This is a genomic window from Erythrobacter sp., from assembly GCF_023653175.1.
In the GTDB taxonomy this organism is placed as follows: Bacteria; Pseudomonadota; Alphaproteobacteria; order Sphingomonadales; family Sphingomonadaceae; genus Erythrobacter.
Genome location: NZ_JAMNXL010000056.1, coordinates 1 through 18795 on the forward strand (window position 1 = coordinate 1; position 18795 = coordinate 18795).

21 protein-coding genes are annotated in these 18795 nt (G+C 66.6%); 17 read left to right on the top strand and 4 right to left on the bottom strand.

Annotated elements, in window-relative coordinates; translation table 11 throughout:
- Positions 1–324, bottom strand: a 324-nt coding sequence (locus NBV68_RS08280) for a hypothetical protein (RefSeq protein WP_296308732.1), incomplete at its 3' end; no start/stop codon positions are given.
- 633 nt (positions 325–957) lie between these two features.
- On the opposite strand from NBV68_RS08280, the gene NBV68_RS08285 reads away from it, so the two are divergent.
- From NBV68_RS08285 to NBV68_RS08295, 3 genes are read left to right on the top strand one after another with little or no spacing between them, the layout of a single operon-like run.
- Complete coding sequence (locus NBV68_RS08285) at positions 958–1095, top strand: hypothetical protein (RefSeq protein ID WP_296308733.1); 138 nt, start codon at positions 958–960, stop codon at positions 1093–1095.
- A 29-nt stretch (positions 1096–1124) separates the two neighbouring features.
- Positions 1125–1661 (top strand): DUF2975 domain-containing protein, encoded by a 537-nt coding sequence (locus NBV68_RS08290; RefSeq protein WP_296308734.1) that lies wholly within the window; start codon positions 1125–1127, stop codon positions 1659–1661.
- The gene (locus NBV68_RS08295; RefSeq protein WP_296308736.1) at positions 1661–1897 is read left to right on the top strand and encodes a helix-turn-helix transcriptional regulator; all 237 of its coding nucleotides are present in this window, start codon (positions 1661–1663) and stop codon (positions 1895–1897) included. The genes NBV68_RS08290 and NBV68_RS08295 overlap by 1 nt, the downstream gene beginning before the upstream one ends.
- A gap of 55 nt (positions 1898–1952) precedes the next feature.
- Here NBV68_RS08295 and NBV68_RS08300 read toward each other — a convergent pair whose 3' ends face one another.
- Positions 1953–2354 (bottom strand): phosphate-starvation-inducible PsiE family protein, encoded by a 402-nt coding sequence (locus NBV68_RS08300; RefSeq protein ID WP_296308738.1) that lies wholly within the window; start codon positions 2352–2354, stop codon positions 1953–1955.
- Positions 2355–2752: 398 nt separating this feature from the next.
- On the opposite strand from NBV68_RS08300, the gene rplJ reads away from it, so the two are divergent.
- The 11 genes from rplJ (at position 2753) to csgH (ending at position 13703) form a co-directional block, all read left to right on the top strand.
- Positions 2753–3268, top strand: a complete 516-nt coding sequence (rplJ, locus tag NBV68_RS08305) for a 50S ribosomal protein L10 (RefSeq protein ID WP_296308739.1) — start codon at positions 2753–2755, stop codon at positions 3266–3268.
- A gap of 71 nt (positions 3269–3339) precedes the next feature.
- On the top strand, positions 3340–3711 hold the full coding sequence (gene rplL / locus NBV68_RS08310) for a 50S ribosomal protein L7/L12 (protein ID WP_296308741.1): 372 nt from the start codon (positions 3340–3342) through the stop codon (positions 3709–3711).
- 98 nt (positions 3712–3809) lie between these two features.
- Positions 3810–4061, top strand: coding sequence for a hypothetical protein (locus NBV68_RS08315; RefSeq protein ID WP_296308743.1), 252 nt, complete (start codon positions 3810–3812; stop codon positions 4059–4061).
- Positions 4062–4339: 278 nt separating this feature from the next.
- Positions 4340–4723, top strand: coding sequence for a curli assembly protein CsgF (locus tag NBV68_RS08320; RefSeq protein ID WP_296308745.1), 384 nt, complete (start codon positions 4340–4342; stop codon positions 4721–4723).
- A gap of 8 nt (positions 4724–4731) precedes the next feature.
- Positions 4732–5709 carry a CsgG/HfaB family protein gene (locus NBV68_RS08325; protein WP_296308746.1) on the top strand — a complete coding sequence of 326 codons (978 nt, stop codon included), beginning with the start codon at positions 4732–4734 and terminating at the stop codon, positions 5707–5709.
- 417 nt (positions 5710–6126) lie between these two features.
- Positions 6127–8052: a hypothetical protein gene (locus NBV68_RS08330; RefSeq protein WP_296308747.1), complete on the top strand. Its 1926-nt coding sequence runs from the start codon at positions 6127–6129 to the stop codon at positions 8050–8052.
- Between the two features lie 104 nt (positions 8053–8156).
- Positions 8157–9788 (top strand): Curlin associated protein, encoded by a 1632-nt coding sequence (locus tag NBV68_RS08335; protein WP_296308748.1) that lies wholly within the window; start codon positions 8157–8159, stop codon positions 9786–9788.
- A 91-nt stretch (positions 9789–9879) separates the two neighbouring features.
- A complete protein-coding gene (locus NBV68_RS08340; RefSeq protein ID WP_296308750.1) occupies positions 9880–11805 on the top strand; it encodes a hypothetical protein in 1926 nt (641 codons plus the stop codon).
- Between the two features lie 79 nt (positions 11806–11884).
- On the top strand, positions 11885–12538 hold the full coding sequence (locus NBV68_RS08345) for a hypothetical protein (RefSeq protein WP_296308752.1): 654 nt from the start codon (positions 11885–11887) through the stop codon (positions 12536–12538).
- Positions 12539–12546: 8 nt separating this feature from the next.
- Positions 12547–13323 (top strand): hypothetical protein, encoded by a 777-nt coding sequence (locus NBV68_RS08350; protein WP_296308754.1) that lies wholly within the window; start codon positions 12547–12549, stop codon positions 13321–13323.
- A complete protein-coding gene (gene csgH / locus NBV68_RS08355; protein WP_296308756.1) occupies positions 13320–13703 on the top strand; it encodes a curli-like amyloid fiber formation chaperone CsgH in 384 nt (127 codons plus the stop codon). The genes NBV68_RS08350 and csgH overlap by 4 nt, the downstream gene beginning before the upstream one ends.
- Here the strand turns inward: csgH and NBV68_RS08360 are convergent.
- The gene (locus NBV68_RS08360; RefSeq protein WP_296308758.1) at positions 13700–15271 is read right to left on the bottom strand and encodes a hypothetical protein; all 1572 of its coding nucleotides are present in this window, start codon (positions 15269–15271) and stop codon (positions 13700–13702) included. The two genes, csgH and NBV68_RS08360, sit on opposite strands and share 4 nt — an antisense overlap.
- Positions 15272–15512: 241 nt before the next feature.
- On the opposite strand from NBV68_RS08360, the gene NBV68_RS08365 reads away from it, so the two are divergent.
- Complete coding sequence (locus NBV68_RS08365; protein ID WP_296308766.1) at positions 15513–16943, top strand: MATE family efflux transporter; 1431 nt, start codon at positions 15513–15515, stop codon at positions 16941–16943.
- On the opposite strand, the gene NBV68_RS08370 is transcribed toward NBV68_RS08365, so the two are convergent.
- On the bottom strand, positions 16940–17785 hold the full coding sequence (locus tag NBV68_RS08370; protein WP_296308760.1) for a mechanosensitive ion channel domain-containing protein: 846 nt from the start codon (positions 17783–17785) through the stop codon (positions 16940–16942). The genes NBV68_RS08365 and NBV68_RS08370 overlap by 4 nt on opposite strands.
- A 211-nt stretch (positions 17786–17996) precedes the next feature.
- Here NBV68_RS08370 and groES point away from each other — a divergent pair, with 211 nt between their 5' ends.
- On the top strand, positions 17997–18284 hold the full coding sequence (gene groES, locus NBV68_RS08375) for a co-chaperone GroES (protein WP_296308763.1): 288 nt from the start codon (positions 17997–17999) through the stop codon (positions 18282–18284).
- A 53-nt stretch (positions 18285–18337) separates the two neighbouring features.
- The coding region (locus NBV68_RS08380; protein WP_296308764.1) for a TCP-1/cpn60 chaperonin family protein at positions 18338–18795 on the top strand (458 nt) is incomplete at its 3' end.

Sequence of the window (18795 nt, forward strand, 5' to 3'; positions counted from 1 at the left end):
GGCGGCATAGGTGATGCCGCGCTGACGGCACTCGGTGGTGTCGTACTTGGGCTCTTCGAGTTCGTAATGGACGAAATCGAGCTCGGCGGTGCCGGCGAAATCGCGGATCGGGAAAACCGAGCGCAGCGTCTTCTCGAGGCCCGAGACATAGCCCGTGGCCTTGTCCGAACGCAGGAACTGCTCGTAGCTTTCGCGCTGAACCTCGATCAGGTTCGGCATCTGCACCACTTCGTGGATGTCACCGAAGATCTTGCGGATGCGCTTCTTGGCGGTCCCTTGCGCCTTGCGGCTGCGGGTGACGGGCGGCTTCGCCTTGGTTGCCATGAGGGAGTGGGCCTCTTCAATTGGGCCGCGCGAGAAATGTCGCGCGGACGGGAAAAATCGCTGTCGTTCCACGCGAGAAAGCGGCCATCATCAACGCGCAGAAGCCGCAAGCCTGACGCCGCCAGAAATGCGGTGTCGGCAGCAGCCTTCCGGTTTGCGTCGCGTGAATGGCCTTCGCCGCTTCCATCCTGAGGCCGATCCCCGCGCATGAATCAGCCTTGCTCGAAGCGGGCAAGAGCGCGCGATGTACGAGTGGCCCTGGCGCATGTCAATGCCGCGCCGGGGCGAAACGCGCCCGGCTGCGGCGGGGCTTTCCTACCCGCCTCCCGAAGCGCAGGCTGCCCCCTGCTCTTTCGCATTGTCTGTCCCGGACTCCCAGCCCTGCCTGCGATTTCGCGCCGCGTTCCCGTGTCCGTCCGGCCGCAATTTTGGGGTTCAACTCCATGAAAGTAAACGCTTTATGCGGGAATTCAAAAGCGGACACCGTGTAACCTTTGTCCGGCTGCCTGAGCCGGTTTTACCGAGAATCAACGCGTTCAATATCGTTTTTCAATATTATTGATTGACGATATGCCGCGAATCGGAATAGAGGGGTTTTATCGAATCACGATACGCCACTAAAAGGAACTCGATATGACCCGCTACGCCGACACCGTCCTCGCGGCCTGCGCCGCCTTCGTACTCACCTTGGGCTCGATCGGCGCGATCGTGACCGTGCCGCCGGCGCAGGCCGCCGCCCAGTCGGCACTTGCCGCGCCCGAACTCGCCTGATCGCCGCGCCATTTCCGAGGAGACAATCCATGCGCAACAAAATCCGCGACCCCCTGCTGAGCGGAGCCAAGCTCATCGCCGCGCTCATGATAGCGGTATGCATCTTCGCTGCGACCATGGTCACGATCGGTCTGGGAGCAGTGGCCACGATCGAGCAGGGCCGTATCATTGCGGACCTTCAGGCCGTGGGCGCACCGGCAAGCGGCATCTGGCTGATCGCCGCCGCGCTGTTGCTCATTATCGCCCTGATGGCGATGGGCGGCTTGTTCTTCGTGCGCCTGCTGGCCGTGATCAGTTCCGTAGGAAAGGGTGACCCCTTCGAGCCTGCAAACGCCGACCGGCTGGCACAAATGGGATGGCTGGCGCTGGCCGGACAGGTGGTGATCCTCTTTCTCATGGGACTGGCAGAATGGTTTGGCCCCTATCTGGAGAAGGCCGGTCGGGGCAGTGACCTCGGGTTCGATTTCGACATTGGGGCAATTCTGCTGATCCTCGTTCTGTTCATCCTCGCCCGGGTGTTCCGCCACGGCGCGGCGCTGCGCGAAGATCTGGAAGGAACCGTGTGATGCCCCCCATCAACGACGATCTCGACGGAGCCCGCATCATGGTCAAGCTCGACGACCTGCTCTACGCCCGCCGCATGACGCTGACCGAACTGGCCGAGCGCGTGGACCTCACCCTCGCCAACCTGTCGATCCTCAAGACCGGCAAGGCCAAGGCGATCCGCTTCTCCACCCTCGCTGCGATCTGCCGCGAGCTGGACTGCCAGCCGGGCGAGCTGCTCGGCTACAAGGCGGATTGAACCATCCATAACGGCCGGGGGCCGGGGCAGCGATGCTCCGGCCCTCGCCTGAGTGCTAGTGCGCCCGCACGCGCCCCATCACCAGCGCCGCACCCGCCAGCAGCAGGATCGCGCCGGCCTCGAACACCACGTTCTCCGCCTGCATGTCCTTGCCCTGCAATACGATCAGCCGCGCGATCGCGGTGATGGCGATGAAGATCGGGAAGACGAAAGACGATGCCTTGCCGGTGTAGAACACCGCGATCATCGCGATCACTTCGGTATAGAGGAACATCAGCAGGATATCGGCAAGCACGATGCTGCCACGCTGGAAGACCGCCGCGACCTCAGCCCCGGCCGCGCCCAGGGTCATCAGCGCGGCGACCATCAGCAGCCCCTGCTCGATGAAGCGCAGCGCGCGCCCGGCCGGGTTCGGATCAGCGGCTGCAGGGGAATCGGCAGGGTGGGGCTCGGTCATGGCGCTGGCTTATAGGGCAAGAGGTGCGACAGGCCAAAGACTTGGCGCCGCGCGAAGGGCTGACCGCAGGCCTGCGGCAAGCCCGGCCCCCGGACAATCCGCTTGACTCGGCCGCGCGCATGGCTATTGACCCGCCCCGATCCTTTCGAGGATCATCCGTCCGAGACCGTTGGTGACCGGAATATGCCGGTCTTAATTTCCAACCTAGACGGGGAAAAGAGATTTCGCAGGGGATCGCGCCGAGGCGACGCCCTGCTCGTGCTGGATGGCACACCCTCCTTCCCTTTCGACGGACTCGCCCGCGTTCGGAGCCTTCGTGGCTCCTTGCGCGGACACAACGTAGCCGGTTGCGTCCGGGGAGCCATTCCCGGTCGCAGCCAAATGTGAAGGAGTATGGCATGGATCGTTCGCAGAAAGCCGACGCGGTTGCCCAGCTCAATGCGGTCTTCTCCGAGGTCAGCGTGGTGGTCGTCACCCGCAATCTCGGCATGACGGTGGCCCAGTCCACCGACCTGCGCGGGAAGATGCGCGATGCTGGTGCGTCCTACAAGGTTGCGAAGAACAGTCTCGCCAAGCTCGCCCTTGAAAACACCGACTATGTCGGGATCGGTGAGATGCTCACCGGCCCGGTCGGGCTGGCCTGGTCGAAGGACCCGGTCGCGGCTGCCAAGGCCGCTGTCGATTTCGCCAAGTCGAACGACAAGCTCGAAATCGTCGGCGGGTCGATGGGTTCGGTCGTGCTCGACGAGACCGGGATCAAGGCGCTTGCCTCGATGCCGAGCCTCGACGAGCTGCGCGCCAAGCTCATCGGGCTGGTCAACGCCCCGGCGACGAAGATCGCTCAGGTCGTCACCGCCCCGGCCGCGAAGGTCGCCCGTGTGTTTGCCGCTTACGCGGACAAGGACGCAGCCTAAGAGACGTTTTTCGTCAGACGAAACAATCTTTTGGGGCGCACTTGCCCCGCCACTATTTGGAGTGAACCATCATGGCCGATATTGCCAAGCTTGTTGAAGAACTTTCGAAGCTGACCGTCCTCGAGGCGGCTGACCTTGCCAAGGCCCTCGAAGAAGCATGGGGCGTCAGCGCCGCTGCTGCTGTCGCGGTTGCCGCTGGCCCGGCCGCTGCGGTCGAAGCCGTCGAAGAGCAGACCGAGTTCGACGTCATCCTGACCGGCGACGGCGGGAAGAAGATCCAGGTCATCAAGGAAGTCCGCGCGATCACCGGCCTCGGTCTGACCGAAGCCAAGTCGCTGGTCGAAAGCGCGCCGAAGGCGGTCAAGGAAGGCATCAACAAGGCCGAAGCCGAAGAGATCAAGAAGAAGATCGAAGAAGCCGGCGGCACCGTCGAGCTCAAGTAAGCTCGTCAGCCAGCGGCCTTCGGGCCGATTGCAAAAAGGGGGCGGCGCCAGCGATGGCGTCGCCCCCTTTTTTTACCTGTTTCCAGTATGTTGGCCCCATGCGCAACGAACGGGAAAAGCAGATCTTCCGCGAAACCCAGGGCGCGCGGATCTCGCGCTGGGTGCGCGACAGCGAGGCCGGCTTGCTGTTCTACGGCCCGGCCGGCAGCGTGTTTCACATCCTCTCGAGCGAGGCCTCCCGGCTCGAGGCCGAGGGCAATGCGCTGGTCGAACGCCTGCTCGGCCGCGGCTTCGTACCGCCGCCGCAAATGGTTCGATCGACAACCCGGTTTTCGCGGCGCGGCAATTAATCGCAATATCGAGCAGACTGCACATGAACGCCGTCCCTGCGCTCTCTGAAAAGAGCCTCAGTTGCAGCGGGCGCAACCGCACCAATGCCGCTCGGAGCGCAGGTCAGCCCGCAAATCAAAGGTTAACTAACTTTACACCCTGTTAATAACCCGTAGAGTCATGGTGAGGTTGCGAGTCGCGCGCTCTCTCTAACCGGTCCGAAGTGTGCCGGAGAGATGCGTCGTTTCTCGATGGGGGGTTTATGCTGAATTGGAGGCTTGGCCTGTTGGCATGCTCCGTGGCATCCGGCGCACCGCTTGCTGCGCAGGACATCACGTACGAGCCGGTCAGCCCGACTTTCGGCGGCAACCCGTTCAATTCGCAGCACGTTCTGGGCGTTGCCAACGCCAACAACGATTTCCGCGATCCGCGTGCGACCAGCAGCAATTCACAGGCCGACATCTTTGCCCGCCAGCTGCAGTCACGGCTGCTCTCGGCACTGTCCTCGCAGATCGTCGATGCGATCTTCGGCGAGAACCCGCAGGAATCCGGCACGATCAGCTTCGGCGGTCAGACCATCGACTTCTTCCGCTCGCTCGAGGAAGTGACGATCATCATCCGCGACGACGCCACGGGTGAGGAAACCCGGATCGTCGTTCCGCTGTTCATCGAAGTCGACTGATCCGACCGATGCATAGCCTGTTCCGCCTTGCCCTGCTGGCGCTTGCGACAGCCCCGCTCGCCGGGTGCATGAGCGCGCCGCAGGATGGCCGCAATTCGCTCGCGACCACCACCAGCCTCGCCTATTTCCCGAAGAAGACCCAGACTCAGAGCCTGCTCAACCAGCTGCCCGGGCCCCAGCGCCCGGTGGCGATCGCGGTCTACGGCTTCACCGACCAGACCGGGCAGTTCAAGCCGACCGAAACCGGGCAGACCCTGTCGCGCGCGGTGACCCAGGGAGCCAGCTCGATGCTGGTGCGCGCGCTTCAGGACGCGGGCAACCGCCAGTGGTTCACCGTGGTCGAGCGCGAGCGGCTCGACAACCTCCTCAAGGAACGCCAGATCATCGGCGAGATGCGCAAGCGCTACCTCGGCGAGCAGGAGGTCGATCCCCAGGCGCTCCCGGCGCTGCTGTTTGCCGGCGTGCTGCTGGAAGGCGGGATCGTCGGCTATGACACCAACACCGTCACCGGCGGGGCGGGCGCGGCCTTCCTCGGCATCGGCGCGCGCACCGAATACCGGCCGGACACGGTGACGGTCTATCTGCGCGCGGTTTCGGTGCGCACCGGCGAGGTGCTCGCCAACGTCACCACTTCCAAGACGATCGCCAGTCAGGCGATCGGGGCCAATGCCTTCAAGTTCGTCGCCTTCCGCGAATTGCTCGAGGCCGAGGCCGGGTTCACTTCCAACGAGCCCGATCAGGTCGCGCTCCAGCAGGCGATCGAGAAGGCGGTCTATGGCCTCGTGCTCGAGGGTGTGGAGCTTGATCTGTGGCGGTTCGAGGACATGGCGGCTGCCCAGCCGCTGCTCGTCGCCTACCGCGCCGAGCGCGACGGACGATATGATGCCAGCGACATCCAGAAGGCGCTCAAGCGGGCAGGCTCGCTCACTGCGCTGACGGTGGTCGACGGCGAGCCACTGGAAGAAAAACAGCGGGACGGATCGTGACGCTGGAGAGATTTCCCTGGGGATCGTGAGGGTTCGAGGGGGGTAGACGGCCCGTGAGGTGCGGCAACGCCGAGCGGTACGGAAAACAAAGCACGCAAAGGAGCTGCAACTCCGATGCGCGCGAGGCAAGGTATGCGATAACCTGATTGACCCGGCGTCTAGGCGCGCCGTGGCCGGTGCTCGGTATCGCCTATCGAATAGGCGGATGCAACACATGAATGCCGAGCGGCTCAGGACCGATCATTACCAGCCCCCCGCAACGGACATGTGTCCGTGCGCGGCAGCGCGCGCTGGTGCGGCTCCCCTGAAGCCTTCGCGCGGCCACTCCCGACCCCGATCTCACGCATCCGCGGCCCAAGAACGCCGGCGGAGCGCGAACCTGTCGCACATCATGATGAAAACAGAAGGATCCGAGCAATGAAGAAAGCCATCAAGGCGGGCGTGTCGTTGATCGCGCTGTCGCTGGCGGGGGCCGCGCTCGCGCAGGGCGTGCCCAACACCTCGACCGTCACTCAGACCGGCACGAACGAAACCGCTGTCATCGGCCAGACCGGCACTGGCACCAACACCAGCGAGGTCGATCAGGACGGCAGCGGCAATACCGCCAACGTCACTCAGGAGAGCACCGCGGGCAATGCCAACAGCTCGACCATCCTGCAGTCGGGCACGGCCAGCGGCAACACTGCCACCGTCGGCCAGGAAGGCGCAGGCAACATCAGCACCGTCACTCAGGACGGCGATGACAGCGAAGTCGACGTCTCGCAGGACGGCACCAACAACGTCTCGGGCGTGACCCAGAACGCGCTCGATGCCATGGCTGCGGTGACCCAGACCGGCAACGCCAATTCCAGCACCGTCGGCCAGACCGGCGACCGCGCGATCATCAGCGTCACCCAGAACAACGACGAAGACTTCGACGTCGGCAACCAATCCTTGATCACCCAGAGCGGCGACGATGCCTCGGCAACTGTCAGCCAGGACGGTCAGGGCAACTTCTCGACCATCACCCAGACCGGCAACGGCTCGCTGACCAGCGTCAGCCAGGACGGCTTGGTCAACACTTCGACCGTCACTCAGGGCGGCATCTCGGCCGATGCGTTCGTAACCCAGAATGGCGATAACAACTTTTCGACCATCAGCCAGACCGGCGTCAGCTCGATCACCAGAGTGACTCAGACAGGCAACGGCAACAATTCGGGCGTGACCCAGTCGGGCTCGTTCTCGACGACCACCATCGATCAGTCCGGCGACGACAACCGTTCGACCGTTGGCCAGTCGGGCAACCTGTCGGGAACCACAGTGACCCAGAGCGGCGCTGGCGCGAACCAGTCGACGATCACGCAAAGCGGGCTCGGCGCAGTGGCCAACATCGGCCAGGACGGCAGCGGCAACATCTCGACCGCGAGTGAAACCGGTGCCGGATCGAACCTGGCGGTGACACAGCTGGGCACCACCAACCGCTCGACCGTCACCCAGAACGGCGCCGGTTCGGATGTCGATGTGTTCCAGAGCGGCGCCAGCAACGTCTCGCTCGTCACCGGCACCGGGCTCGGCTCGACGATCGAAGTCGAACAGTTCGGCAGCCGCAACAGCAGCACCGTCGGCCAGAGCGAGGGCCTGACCAATGCCGACGTGTTCCAGAACGGCGAGGACAACGTCTCGACCATCGCCCAGCTGGCCGGCGTCGCTGACGTCTCGGTGACCCAGAACGGCGCGACCAACTTCTCGGACGTGCGCGGCGTGGCCAACTTCTCGGATGCCACCGTCGACCAGACCGGCGCCGGCAACCGTTCGGAGATCGACCAGAACGCGGCGCGCCTCGGCACGCTGGCGTTCAACATCGCGGCGGTCGAGAACCAGAGCACCGAGGTCACCCAGAACGGCGCGGGCAACACCGCGCGCGTCGACCAGTACGGCATCAATCAGGTCGTCGAAGTGACCCAGATCGGCGAGGGCAACATCAGCGGCGCGCCGGGCGGCGCGGTGGGTGTCACCCAGCTCGGCATTGGCCAGACCGCACGGCTGCTTCAGGAAGGTGACGGCAACCGCTCGGTCATCAACCAGGGCACATCGGGCAATGCCAATGTCGTCACGCTCGCAGCCAGCAGCAACAACACCGCGCTGGTCAACCAGACCGGAGACGAAGGCAAGTCGAGCGTCACCCAGAACGGTGCCGGCAACCTTGCGACGCTCGATCAGGATGGCGAGCTCAATGCATCGACCATCCTCCAGACCGGCAGCAACAACATCGCCGGTGTGACCCAGGGCGATGTCGGCAACGTTGCCAGCATCTCCCAGACCGGCAGCGGCCACAACGCCGCAGTCTTCCAGAACCAGCCCTGATCGCGCGCGGGGAGCGGCGGACGTGCCGCCCTCCCCAACCGCCCGGGCGAGTAGGCGCAGTCTCCCCGGTCGGTCCAACGTGATCCCCAACAAGGACAAGAATCATGAAGAAGTCCATCATTACCAGCGCATCGCTCATCGCTCTCGCCGCCGCAGCCCCTGCGCTGGGGCAGAGCGTCTCGACCCTCGACCAGACCGGCAGCGGCAATGCCGCCACGGTCGGCCAGACGGGCAGCAACACCTCGGACGTCGATCAGGATGGCGAGAACAATGTCGCCAAGGTCAGCCAGACCGGGGCGGGCAACGAGTCCACCATCGATCAGGACGCGCTGGCCGCCAGCGCCGATGTGACGCAGACGGGCGACGGCAACATCTCGAACGTCACCCAGACCGATGGTGACACCCGCGGCACGACCGGCATGGTGCCGCAGGATCCCGAGACCGTCGTGAGCCAGATCGGCGACAACAACCGGTCGGACGTCAACCAGCTCAACATCACCGGCAACTTCAACTTGCTGGCGAACGTCAAGCAGACGGGCGACAACAACGTCTCGACCATCGACCAGAACCTCGGCGTTGCCTGGCAGGCGGGTGCGCTGCGCGCGAATGTCGATCAGCGGGGCAACAGCGATTCGCTGATCGAGCAGTCGGTGACCGAAGACCGCGGGCTGAACATCTACGCCGGGGTGGTCCAGACCGACTCGACCTCGACAGTCCTTCAGACCCTTGCGGGGGACCGTGCCGCGGGACTGCGCGCCGAGGTCGACCAGCGCGGCTTCTCGGATTCGACCGTGACGCAGACCGCATCCGGCGCGAGTTCGGGCGATCTGTTCGCCAAGGTCACCCAGGACAGCGGGGCGATCTCGACCATCGACCAGACCGCAGCCGGGGACGGTTCGATCACCCAGGACGCGTTCGTCACCCAAGACGGCGCGAGCACCGCGAACATCACCCAGACCTTCGACAATGACGGCAGCAACACCTTCCTCGCCACGGTGAACCAGACCGGTGCGGGCAACCTCGCCAACGTCACCCAGCGCGACCAGGGCTTCGGCATCATCGGCAAGGCCGATGGAAGGCTTACCGCCACGGTCACGCAGGACGGCGCGAACAATACCACCGATCTGGTGCAGGAGAACAAGAAGGCTGCCGCCACCATCACCCAGAACGGCACCGGCAACACCGTCGACGCCTTCCAGGGCACCGCGGGGCAGAACCTCATCGTGCTCCAGTCCGGCAGCGGCAACATCTCGGATTCGACCCAGACCGGGCTCAACAATTCGGCTGACGTGCTGCAAGGTGGCGTGGGGACGACCTCGACGATCAACCAGTCGGGCAACCGTGATCTCGCCTTTGTCGACCAGCTGGTCGGTTCGGACGGATCGACCTCGCTGATCACCCAGACCGGGGCCGGCGGCGAGCGTTCGGAGAACTCCGCGAGCGTCACCCAGAGCGGTGCCGGCAACGGCTCGGAGATCACGCAGGATGGCTTCAACAGCACCGCGCTGCTGACGCAATCGGGTGCGGGCAACACCAGCGAGATCACCCAGACCGGCACGGTCGACGGCCTCGGCAACACCGCCGATGTCACCCAGTCGGGCGGCGATAATGAATCGACCATCCTCCAGAACGGCTCGCTCAACACTGCGGCCGTGACCCAGTCGAGCGACAACAATCTGTCGACCATCACCCAGAGCGGCACCGGCGGAACGGCGACCGTAACGCAGGGCTTCTGACCTTCAACCCTCCGGGTGCGGCCCAGGCTGCCGCCCGGAAAGCACAACACCGATCATTCGCAAGACAACCTGTTTCATGAAGGAACTTGAGATGAAGAAGACAATCCTTGCTGGCGCCTCGATCATGGCGTTGACGATTGCCGCTCCCGCCTTCGCGCAGAGCCAGTCGGACATCAACCAGAGCGGCACCGCGAACGCGGCCACCGTCACGCAGAACGGCACCAACACCTCGGAAATCGACCAGACCGGCGAAGGCGCGGTCGCGACGGTCAAGCAGGCTGGCACCAACAACGATTCGAACATCACCCAGACCGCGGGCGGGACCGTGACGGTCGACCAGTCGGGCGTCACCGGCTCGACCTCGAACGTCACCACGCTGGCCGACGACCGCGCGCCCGAAAGCCGGGTCGATGTGGTCCAGACCGATACCGGCGCCAGCAGCGCCGCCAATGGCGAGGCGAACGTCTCGACCGTGAACCAGAACAACGTCAATGGCTTCGGCGCGTCGGGGACCGGCAGCACCGTCACCGTGAACCAGAACCAGAACGCTGCGGGCGCAGGCCAGAACTTCTCGCTGGTAAACCAGGGTCCCAATGCCGTCAGCGGTCAGGTGACCGTGCAGCAGACCGGCGGGGACAACAGCTCGGTCTACAGCGCGCAGACCTCGACCGACAATGATGCCTTCATCACCCAGAACGGGCAGGACAACAGCTCGGCCGTCATGCAGAACTTCCAGAACGGGGCGGCCATCGCCACGGTCAACCAGACCAATGCCGGCGGCGCCATCAACATTGCGGCCATCACCCAGACCTCGGCCGGCTTTGCCACCAACCCGGCGCAGTTCGCGCTCGGCGCCGATGCCACCATCACCCAGAACGGCGGGGGCAACGCCGCCTCGATCGACCAGACCGGCTATGCCGATGCGGCGGTCGAATTCAACGAAGCCAGCATCAACCAGCAGGGCAGCTTCAACGCTGCAGGGACCACCCAGAGCGGCACGATGGGCTTCGCCAGCGTCCTGCAGTCGGGCAACGAGAACGACTCCGCCATCACCCAGTCGGGCGAAGGCGCGAGCGCGAACGTCACCCAGACCGCAGTGGAATCCGGCAACGGCACCCGCACCCGCGGCAAGGATGGCCTCGACACGGTCTTCGGGGACGTGATCCGCAGCAACTTCTCGAGCATCGCGCAGAGCGCCAACGGCGTCGAGGCGTCGGTGACCCAGACCGGCGATCTCAACCGCTCTGGACTGGTGCAGACCGGCAACGGGGCATCGGCAACGCTGCGCCAGACCGGCATCTTCAACAACTCGCAGATCGATCAGAGCGGCGCTGCTTCGGCGAATGTCACCCAGGGCGGATCCTACGGCGACAACAACTCGCAGATCAACCAGACCGCTGACGGTGCCTCGGCAACGGTGACCCAGTCGGCTGACACCACCGCGCCGACCTTCTTCCCGACCAACCTGTCGATCATCACGCAGAATGCGGGTGCCGGCGCGGTCGTCGGCCAGACGGGGCAGCAGAACGAATCGAACATCACTCAGGATCTCGGCGCCAACGGGTCCAACGCCAGTGTCACCCAGACCAACCTGCTGGGCCTCACTGCGCTCGACACCAACCTGTCGACCATAACGCAGTCGGCTTCGGATAGCGGCATAACCGTGCTCCAGAATGGCCTCGGCAACACCTCGGGCGTCGAACAGGCCGGGTCCGACAACGCTGTGTTCGTCGACCAGATCGGCAACTTCAACCGCTCGACGGTGACCCAGGCTGCCGGCAGCTCGGAGAATACCGCCGACATCAACCAGACCGGTTCGGATGGTATCTCGACCCTCACCCAGACCGGGTCGGGCCACAAGGCGACGCTCAACCAGGGCGGGCTCGACAACGAATCGATCATCGCCCAGACCGGCAGCGGCAACACCGCGACCGTGACCCAGACCAGCGACGCGAACTACTCGTCGATCGTCCAGAACGGGACGGGCAACACCGCCACCGTCACGCAGAACCCGTAAGCGGCCACAGGCCATGCTCCGGGCGAGACCGGCTCTCGCCCGGAGCCTTCCTTTCAGCTATCAGAGGCGGATGACGAGGATGACATTGCTCGAAACGGCCCGCTTCAAGACCGCAGGCGGCCTCCTCACGGCGGCGGCGCTGGCCCTCGGCGCTGCCCCGGCGCTCGCTCAGAGCGGGCCCGAACGCGGCGTGTTCGTCACCCAGATCGGCGACGGCAACGAAGCGACGGTCACCCAGCAGAATGCCGACAGCCTCGCGCGCGCGGTGCAGGACGGTAACGACAACCGTATCGACCTCACCCAGAAGGGCCCCGCCCCGCAGGTCGCCCGGATCGCGCAGGATGGCGACAGCAACCGCGTCGATGCGGTGCAGGACGGCATCGGCAGCGCCGAACTCGGCCTCGTGCAGGAAGGCGACAGCAACACCGCGATCGTGTTCCAGAGCGAGAACTCCGCCAGCGCCCAGTCGGTCGCGGCGATCCTCCAGCGCGGCACCGGCAACAGGCTGGCGCTGGTGCAGGACGGCAGCGACAACCAGGCGAGCCTCACCCAGATCGGTGACGGCAACACCATGACCGCGACCCAGCTGGACAGCGGCAACCGCCTCGAATGGACACAGAGCGGTGACGGCCTCGCCGATCTCGGGATCACCCAGAGCGGCGGGGCCAGTCTCCAGGTCACCCAGAGCAACACCGGCGCGCAGTTCATGCCGCCGCCCGGCCCGGGCGGCTAGGCCGGAGCATGGCCCGCGCGCTTGTCCGGCTTGGCGGGATCGTGCCGGTGGCGGCGCTGGCGGGTCTCTGCGTCCCCGCGCCCGCCCGGCAGGATGCGCCTGCGCCCGCAGTCAACCGCACCGAGGCGAGCCAGATCGCGCTTCCCGCTCAGGCGTCCTCCACCGGGCCGGGCCGCGCCTATCTTGACGAAAGCGGCGTGCCTGCCGTCCCCGCCGCGCCGCGTGACAGCCTTGTCCCCGATACCGCCGAGCGGCTCTCGCCCGCCGACAGCACTGCGCCTGCGCGCCAGATTTCCGCACTCGCCGACAGCGGCCCGGGAATGGCGCAGCTCAGCCGCGCCGATCTCGACGCCACCCTCGCCCAGCTTTCGGCGGGCGAGCGGCGGGTGCTGCTCGAGGCGATCGAGGGCAGCGACATCTGCAACGATCCGCCGCGCGTCGCGGCAATCATGGCGCTGTGCCAGACCCGCATCGAGACCCGCTCGGGCGAGTTCACCGCGCGGCCCGAGGTCGGCCTCAGCGCCGAGGACCGGCTGCTGCGCGGCGATCTGGAGAGCAGTTCGCTGCCCACGCTGACTGCGGTGATCGACCGGCTCGGACGCGGCGGCGCCTCGATCGGCGATCCCAGCAACCAGGCGATCGCCGCGATCGCGCTCGGCACCGGTCTGCCACCCCAAGGCCGCACGTCCGACGAGGACGCCGCAGGCACCGCGCCGCAAGTCGGCGAGGAAACGCAGGCGCTGATCAATGCGCTGGTGGGGCAGCTCGGCGGGGGCGCGCCATGATCGCCGCGCTCGCCGCCCTACTCGCCGCCACCGCCGCCGCCGCTACCCCTTCCCCCACGAGCCCGGAGACTCCCGCCATGCCCGAAGGCCTGTCCGATTTCCCCCGCGCGCTCAGCCTCGATGTCGAGGCCCGCGACGGGATGCTCGAAATCCGCCTCACCGGCCTGTCGCCCCGCGCGCAGGGGGTGAGCTATTCGCTCGAGGTGACCGGTACCTCGACCTCGCGCCACCGCGGGTCGACGCAGCTCGTCGCGGGCACGCAGGCGGTGCTTTCGACGCTGCGCACGACGGCGGGCGAAGGCTGGTGCGTGAAGCTGGTCGCCGAGGAAGAGGGCCGCGCCCCCTACGAGGTCACCCACGGCACCTGCGCTGCGCGTTAGCGGCGGCGGATCTGGTCCATCCTCGCGGCCCCCGACATCCGCTCGGGCGCGCTGATCTGGTCCATATGCGCCTTGCGCGCGGCCTTGGGGCGGGTGTCTTCGCGGCCGATGTTGAACTCGTCATAGACCGGATCATAGCTGATCGGGATGCCCTGCGCCTGCAATTCGGCCAACGAGAGCCAGGCATTGCCCGATGACGAGCTGCGGATCCGCGTCAGCTCGCCCGCGGGCAGCCGGTCGGCGAGCACCTCGGCGACCGAGCCGAGCCGGACCTTGAGGCCCGCCGGGGTCTGCTGGAAATCGACCTGCCCCTTGCTGCGCCCGTCGACGCGGGCGAGGAGGCGGGACTTGAAATCGAGGTCGGCGATGCGCGGCGCCCCGGCGGCCGAGGTCGGTGCAGTGAGCGCGGGAGCCTGCCTCGGCGCGACGGCGGCGGCGGCAGCAGGGGCCGGAGCCGGCTTGGCGGGCGCGGCGGCTGCGGGCGCGGCAAGGGGTGCGGATTTCGGCGCCGACACGGGTGCGATCCGCGCCGGGGCCGTCGCCGGAGCCGAAGCGGGGGCAGTTGCCACAGCTGGGCGCGGCGCCGCGATACGGGCGGGCGAGATCTGATCGATCATGCCGCGATTGGCAGGCGGCGCGCTCACGCCAGCAGCCGGGGCGAGCGCTGCAGCACGGGCGGGCGCTGCGGCCGGTGCGGGGGCGGGAGCGGGCACGGCAGCCGTCACCACCGCAGCCGCAGCCGGTGCTGGTTGGCTGGCTGGCAAAGCGGCGGGCACCGCGCCGGTTCCGGCAGGTGCGCGCAGGGCCGACTGCTCTTCGGGCAACAGGCTGGCGAAGGCCAGCGCATCGGCCCCGCCCGCAGCCGGCTTCGAGGCTGCTTCGGGAAGCCTGGCGGGAAGCTCGGGCGCGGCCGCAAGGTCGGCGGGCAGGGCCGCGGAGGGGGCGGCGGTCAGCGCGGCGTTGATCTCGGGGACGGCGGCGACGCGCGCGGGCGCAGGAGCCGGGAGCGGCGCGGCAGCGGGCTGCGCGGCGATATCGGGGCCGCTCCCCGCAGGCGCTGCCAGCGGCGCAGCGTTCGCGGGCCCGGAGACGGGCGCGGCCGCGAAGGCCGGGTCGGCGAAGGCCTGTTCGAAGGCATTGGCATTGGGCGCGGGCTCACCCACGCCAAGCTCCCGCGCGCTGGCGGGCCGCGCCGCCTGCGCGCGCACGCGGCCGGCCGCGTGAGCGGTGTCGGTGCCAAGATCGATGATCGGCGCATAGCGCACGCCCGCAAGCTTGGGATGGGTCGGCGCGGTGCTGCCGGCGAGGCGCTGCGCCCTGACCGAAGTGGGGCCGGTATCGGGCTTGGCGGCAGGCTCGGGCGGACCTTCCGGCATGGGCCCCCTGCCCATGTCGCCGGCGCCGACGGAGAACTCGGGCATGGTCAGCGCAGCGGCAACGATCACGCCGCCCGGCAGCACGCGGGTCAGCATTCGCCGCGAGGCGGTACGCCCGCGCGCGGTCTTGCCCGCGGCAGTTGCCGTGCTGCCATTTGCAGCCTTGCCAGAAGGATGTCTGCCCTGTGCCACTCTAGTCCCCCAAGTGCGGCTGTTATCTTACGCCGGACTGATTCGGCCAAGCATAATCGCCTGATTTGCGTCATTCCGGCACGATGTTCCTCACCTGTTCCGGCAAACCGGCCTGCGCGAAGCGGCATGCGCAGCAAGATGCCCCGAATCGGTTCGGATCTTCGGGCCGGATTGGGTCTTCCCCCGAATCGCGGCCGCGCCTATCCGGATCGGCTGGCCTGACCGCGGGCTGATGACCGACATGACACAGGCGAACTCTCTCTCGACGCCCGGCTGGGGGCAGGAACTGCGCGCGACGCTTGCGCTGGCGGTGCCGCTTGCCGCGACCAACCTGCTGCAGATGCTGATCCACGCGGTCGACGTGATCTTCATCGCGCGATTGGGCGACACTCCGCTCGCCGCCTCGAGCCTCGGCATCGCGATCTTCGGCCTTACCTTGTGGGCGATGACCGGCCTGATCGGCGCCTGCGCCCCGCTGATCGCCGCCGAACGCGGGCGCCGCTTGCATTCGGTGCGCGACATCCGCCGCACGGTGCGCATGGGAATGTGGGTCTCGGTGGTGTTCGGCCTCATCGGAATGGGCATCGCCTTCGCAGGCGAGCCGCTGCTGCTGCTGAGCGGTCAGGAGCCGGCGATCGCTGCGATCGCGGGCGATTTCCTGTTCGTGATCGCCTTCGCGATGATCCCGATGATCCTTGCCGGCGTGTTCCGCATCTTCGTCGCCGCGCTCGGCAAGCCGGGCTATGCGACCACGATCACCCTGCTGGCGCTGGGCACCAACATCCTCGGCAACTGGGCGCTGGTGTTCGGGCATCTCGGGCTCCCCGCGCTGGGCCTGCTCGGCTCGGCGCTGTCGAGCGTCATCACCGCCCTCGCCATGCTCGCCGCCTATGTGGTGGTGATCGGGCGCGACCGCAGCTTGCGGCGTTACCGCATCTTCGGGCGCTGGTGGCGGCCCGAGTGGTCGCGGCTCAAGGAGATCATGGTGATCGGCACCCCGATTGCCCTCACCGTGCTCGCCGAGGCCGGGCTGTTCAGCGGCGCGGCGCTGCTGATGGGCCGCATCGGCGAGACCGAGCTGGCGGCGCACACCCTCGCGCTCAACCTCGCCGCGCTCGCCTTCCAGATCCCGTTCGGCACCGCCCAGGCGGCGACGATCCGGGTCGGCTTCCACCACGGCGCGGGCGACCGCGTGGCTGCGGGGCGCGCCGGGTGGGTGGCGATCGTGATCGGGACGGGGTTCATGTGCACCACCGCGCTCGCCATGATGCTGATGCCGACGCTGCTGCTGCAGGTCTATGTCGACCCGGCCGCGCCCGCCAATGCCGCCCTGGTTGCCTTTGCAGTGCAATATCTGACGCTGGCGGCGATCTTCCAGCTCGCGGACGGCGTGCAGGCGGTCGGCGCGGGCGCGCTGCGGGGCTTGCAGGACACCCGCGTGCCGATGTGGATCGCGATCTTCAGCTACTGGGTGCCCGGCTTCGGCATGGCGATCTGGCTCGGATTCTACACCCCGCTCGAAGGGACAGGGGTGTGGATCGGGCTGGCAACCGGCCTGTTCTTCGCTGCGGCCTTGCTGCTGTGGCGCTGGGCGCGGCGCGACCTGCTGGGATTGACGGACTACGCCTCCGCCCCTGCCGCAACTGCCGCCGCTGTTCCGGTCCCCGCCTAGCGCGCGGGCGCCGGGACGCCGGTCGCGATATGCATGCCGAGCGCGTCGAACCGCAGCTTCACGCCCTCGTTCAGCGCCCAGGACAGCGCGAGGTAATCCCCCGCGTTGCACCACAGCCGCACCCCGACGCGCACCGCATTGTCGCCGAGCCCGGCCACGAAAGCGACCGGCGCAGGCTCGGCGAGCACGCGCGGATCGGCCACGGCCAGTTCCAGCATCGCCGCCTTGGCTGCGGCAAGGTCATCCTCATAGGCGATCGGCACCACCAGCTCGAAGCGCCGGGTCGGCATGCGCGAGGCGTTGACCACCGCCTTGTTCCACAGCTCATTGTTGGGAACCATGACATAGAGCCCGTCCAATTGGAGCAGCTCGGTGGTGAACAGCCCGATCGACTGCACCGTCCCCCCAACCGTCCCGGCGGTGATGTATTCGCCGACGCGGAACGGCCGCTGGATCAGGATCATCACGCCCGCCGCCACATTCGACAGCGTGCCCTGAAGCGCAAGGCCCACCGCCAGCGCCAGCCCGCCGAGCGCGGCGATGATGCTGGTGGTCTGCACCCCGAACTGGGTGAGCACCGTCACCGCCACCACCACCCACAGTGCATAGCGGATGAGGTTGCTGAGGAACTTGGCGACCGTCGGCTCGATCCGTCCCGAGCGGGTCAGCGCTCGGTCCGCCATGCGCGAGAGCATCCGGGCAAGGATCACCCCAATCACCAGCACTGCAAGCGCGCCGGTGAGGTAGGCGAGGTTGATCTTGAGCCACAGCCAGGCCTCCTGCGCGACGTTGATCTCGTCGCCCATCGCGGCGAGGCGGGGCGGCAGTTTCGAGGCGGACATTGTCAGGCAGGGCTCCTTGCAGGATGGGCGCGACGGGATAACCGAGCCTGTCCGCGCTGGCCACCCTCGCGCGAAAAAGCGCATGGCCGACGAAATTTTTTGCATCGGCGGGGGTTGATTCATTCGCGGGCCGCGACCAAATGCCGCTGCGTTGGCACTCTCGAGAGGGGAGTGCCAAGCAACTCAACCCCTTTCAGGAAAGGTCATACCCATGGCATTTCGTCCGCTGCACGACCGCGTTGTGGTCCGTCGCATCGAAGCCGACCAGAAGACCGCTGGCGGCATCATCATCCCCGACAGCGCTCAGGAAAAGCCCAGCGAAGGCGAAGTCATCGCCGTCGGCGAAGGCAACCGTGACGAAGACGGCGACCGCATCCCGCTCGACGTCAAGGTCGGCGATCGCGTGCTGTTCGGCAAGTGGTCGGGCACCGAAGTCAAGATCGACGGTGAAGACCTGCTGATCATGAAGGAAAGCGACATCATGGGCGTGATCGGCTGAAGCCGACCCCCATCATCTCTTTCTAATCACACACAATCTCAGGAGAAACAATCATGGCAGCCAAGGACGTCAAGTTCGGCCGCGAAGCCCGCGAAGGCATTCTTCGCGGCGTCGACATTCTCGCCAACGCCGTCAAGGTGACCCTCGGCCCCAAGGGCCGCAATGTCGTCATCGACAAGAGCTTCGGTGCCCCGCGCATCACCAAGGACGGCGTCACCGTCGCCAAGGAAATCGAGCTCAAGGACAAGTTCGAAAACATGGGCGCCCAGATGCTGCGCGAAGTCGCCAGCAAGGCGAATGACAGCGCGGGCGACGGCACCACCACCGCCACCGTGCTCGCTCAGGCGATCGTCACCGAAGGCATGAAGTCGGTCGCCGCCGGCATGAATCCGATGGATCTGAAGCGCGGCATCGATCAGGCCGTGCTCGCCGTGGTCGAGAACCTCAAGAGCCGTTCCAAGGACGTCTCGGACAGCTCGGAAATCGCGCAGGTCGGGATCATCTCGGCCAA

What these genes read in the sequence shown, in the direction of transcription:
- NBV68_RS08285 (WP_296308733.1), top strand. Translation starts at nt 958, where the DNA reads ATGACCCGCTACGCCGACACCGTCCTCGCGGCCTGCGCCGCCTTCGTA.
- NBV68_RS08290 (WP_296308734.1), top strand. Translation starts at nt 1,125, where the DNA reads ATGCGCAACAAAATCCGCGACCCCCTGCTGAGCGGAGCCAAGCTCATC.
- NBV68_RS08295 (WP_296308736.1), top strand. Translation starts at nt 1,661, where the DNA reads ATGCCCCCCATCAACGACGATCTCGACGGAGCCCGCATCATGGTCAAG.
- NBV68_RS08300 (WP_296308738.1), bottom strand. Translation starts at nt 2,354, where the DNA reads ATGACCGAGCCCCACCCTGCCGATTCCCCTGCAGCCGCTGATCCGAAC.
- rplJ (WP_296308739.1), top strand. Translation starts at nt 2,753, where the DNA reads ATGGATCGTTCGCAGAAAGCCGACGCGGTTGCCCAGCTCAATGCGGTC.
- rplL (WP_296308741.1), top strand. Translation starts at nt 3,340, where the DNA reads ATGGCCGATATTGCCAAGCTTGTTGAAGAACTTTCGAAGCTGACCGTC.
- NBV68_RS08315 (WP_296308743.1), top strand. Translation starts at nt 3,810, where the DNA reads ATGCGCAACGAACGGGAAAAGCAGATCTTCCGCGAAACCCAGGGCGCG.
- NBV68_RS08325 (WP_296308746.1), top strand. Translation starts at nt 4,732, where the DNA reads ATGCATAGCCTGTTCCGCCTTGCCCTGCTGGCGCTTGCGACAGCCCCG.
- NBV68_RS08330 (WP_296308747.1), top strand. Translation starts at nt 6,127, where the DNA reads ATGAAGAAAGCCATCAAGGCGGGCGTGTCGTTGATCGCGCTGTCGCTG.
- NBV68_RS08335 (WP_296308748.1), top strand. Translation starts at nt 8,157, where the DNA reads ATGAAGAAGTCCATCATTACCAGCGCATCGCTCATCGCTCTCGCCGCC.
- NBV68_RS08340 (WP_296308750.1), top strand. Translation starts at nt 9,880, where the DNA reads ATGAAGAAGACAATCCTTGCTGGCGCCTCGATCATGGCGTTGACGATT.
- NBV68_RS08345 (WP_296308752.1), top strand. Translation starts at nt 11,885, where the DNA reads ATGACATTGCTCGAAACGGCCCGCTTCAAGACCGCAGGCGGCCTCCTC.
- NBV68_RS08350 (WP_296308754.1), top strand. Translation starts at nt 12,547, where the DNA reads ATGGCCCGCGCGCTTGTCCGGCTTGGCGGGATCGTGCCGGTGGCGGCG.
- csgH (WP_296308756.1), top strand. Translation starts at nt 13,320, where the DNA reads ATGATCGCCGCGCTCGCCGCCCTACTCGCCGCCACCGCCGCCGCCGCT.
- NBV68_RS08365 (WP_296308766.1), top strand. Translation starts at nt 15,513, where the DNA reads ATGACACAGGCGAACTCTCTCTCGACGCCCGGCTGGGGGCAGGAACTG.
- NBV68_RS08370 (WP_296308760.1), bottom strand. Translation starts at nt 17,785, where the DNA reads ATGTCCGCCTCGAAACTGCCGCCCCGCCTCGCCGCGATGGGCGACGAG.
- groES (WP_296308763.1), top strand. Translation starts at nt 17,997, where the DNA reads ATGGCATTTCGTCCGCTGCACGACCGCGTTGTGGTCCGTCGCATCGAA.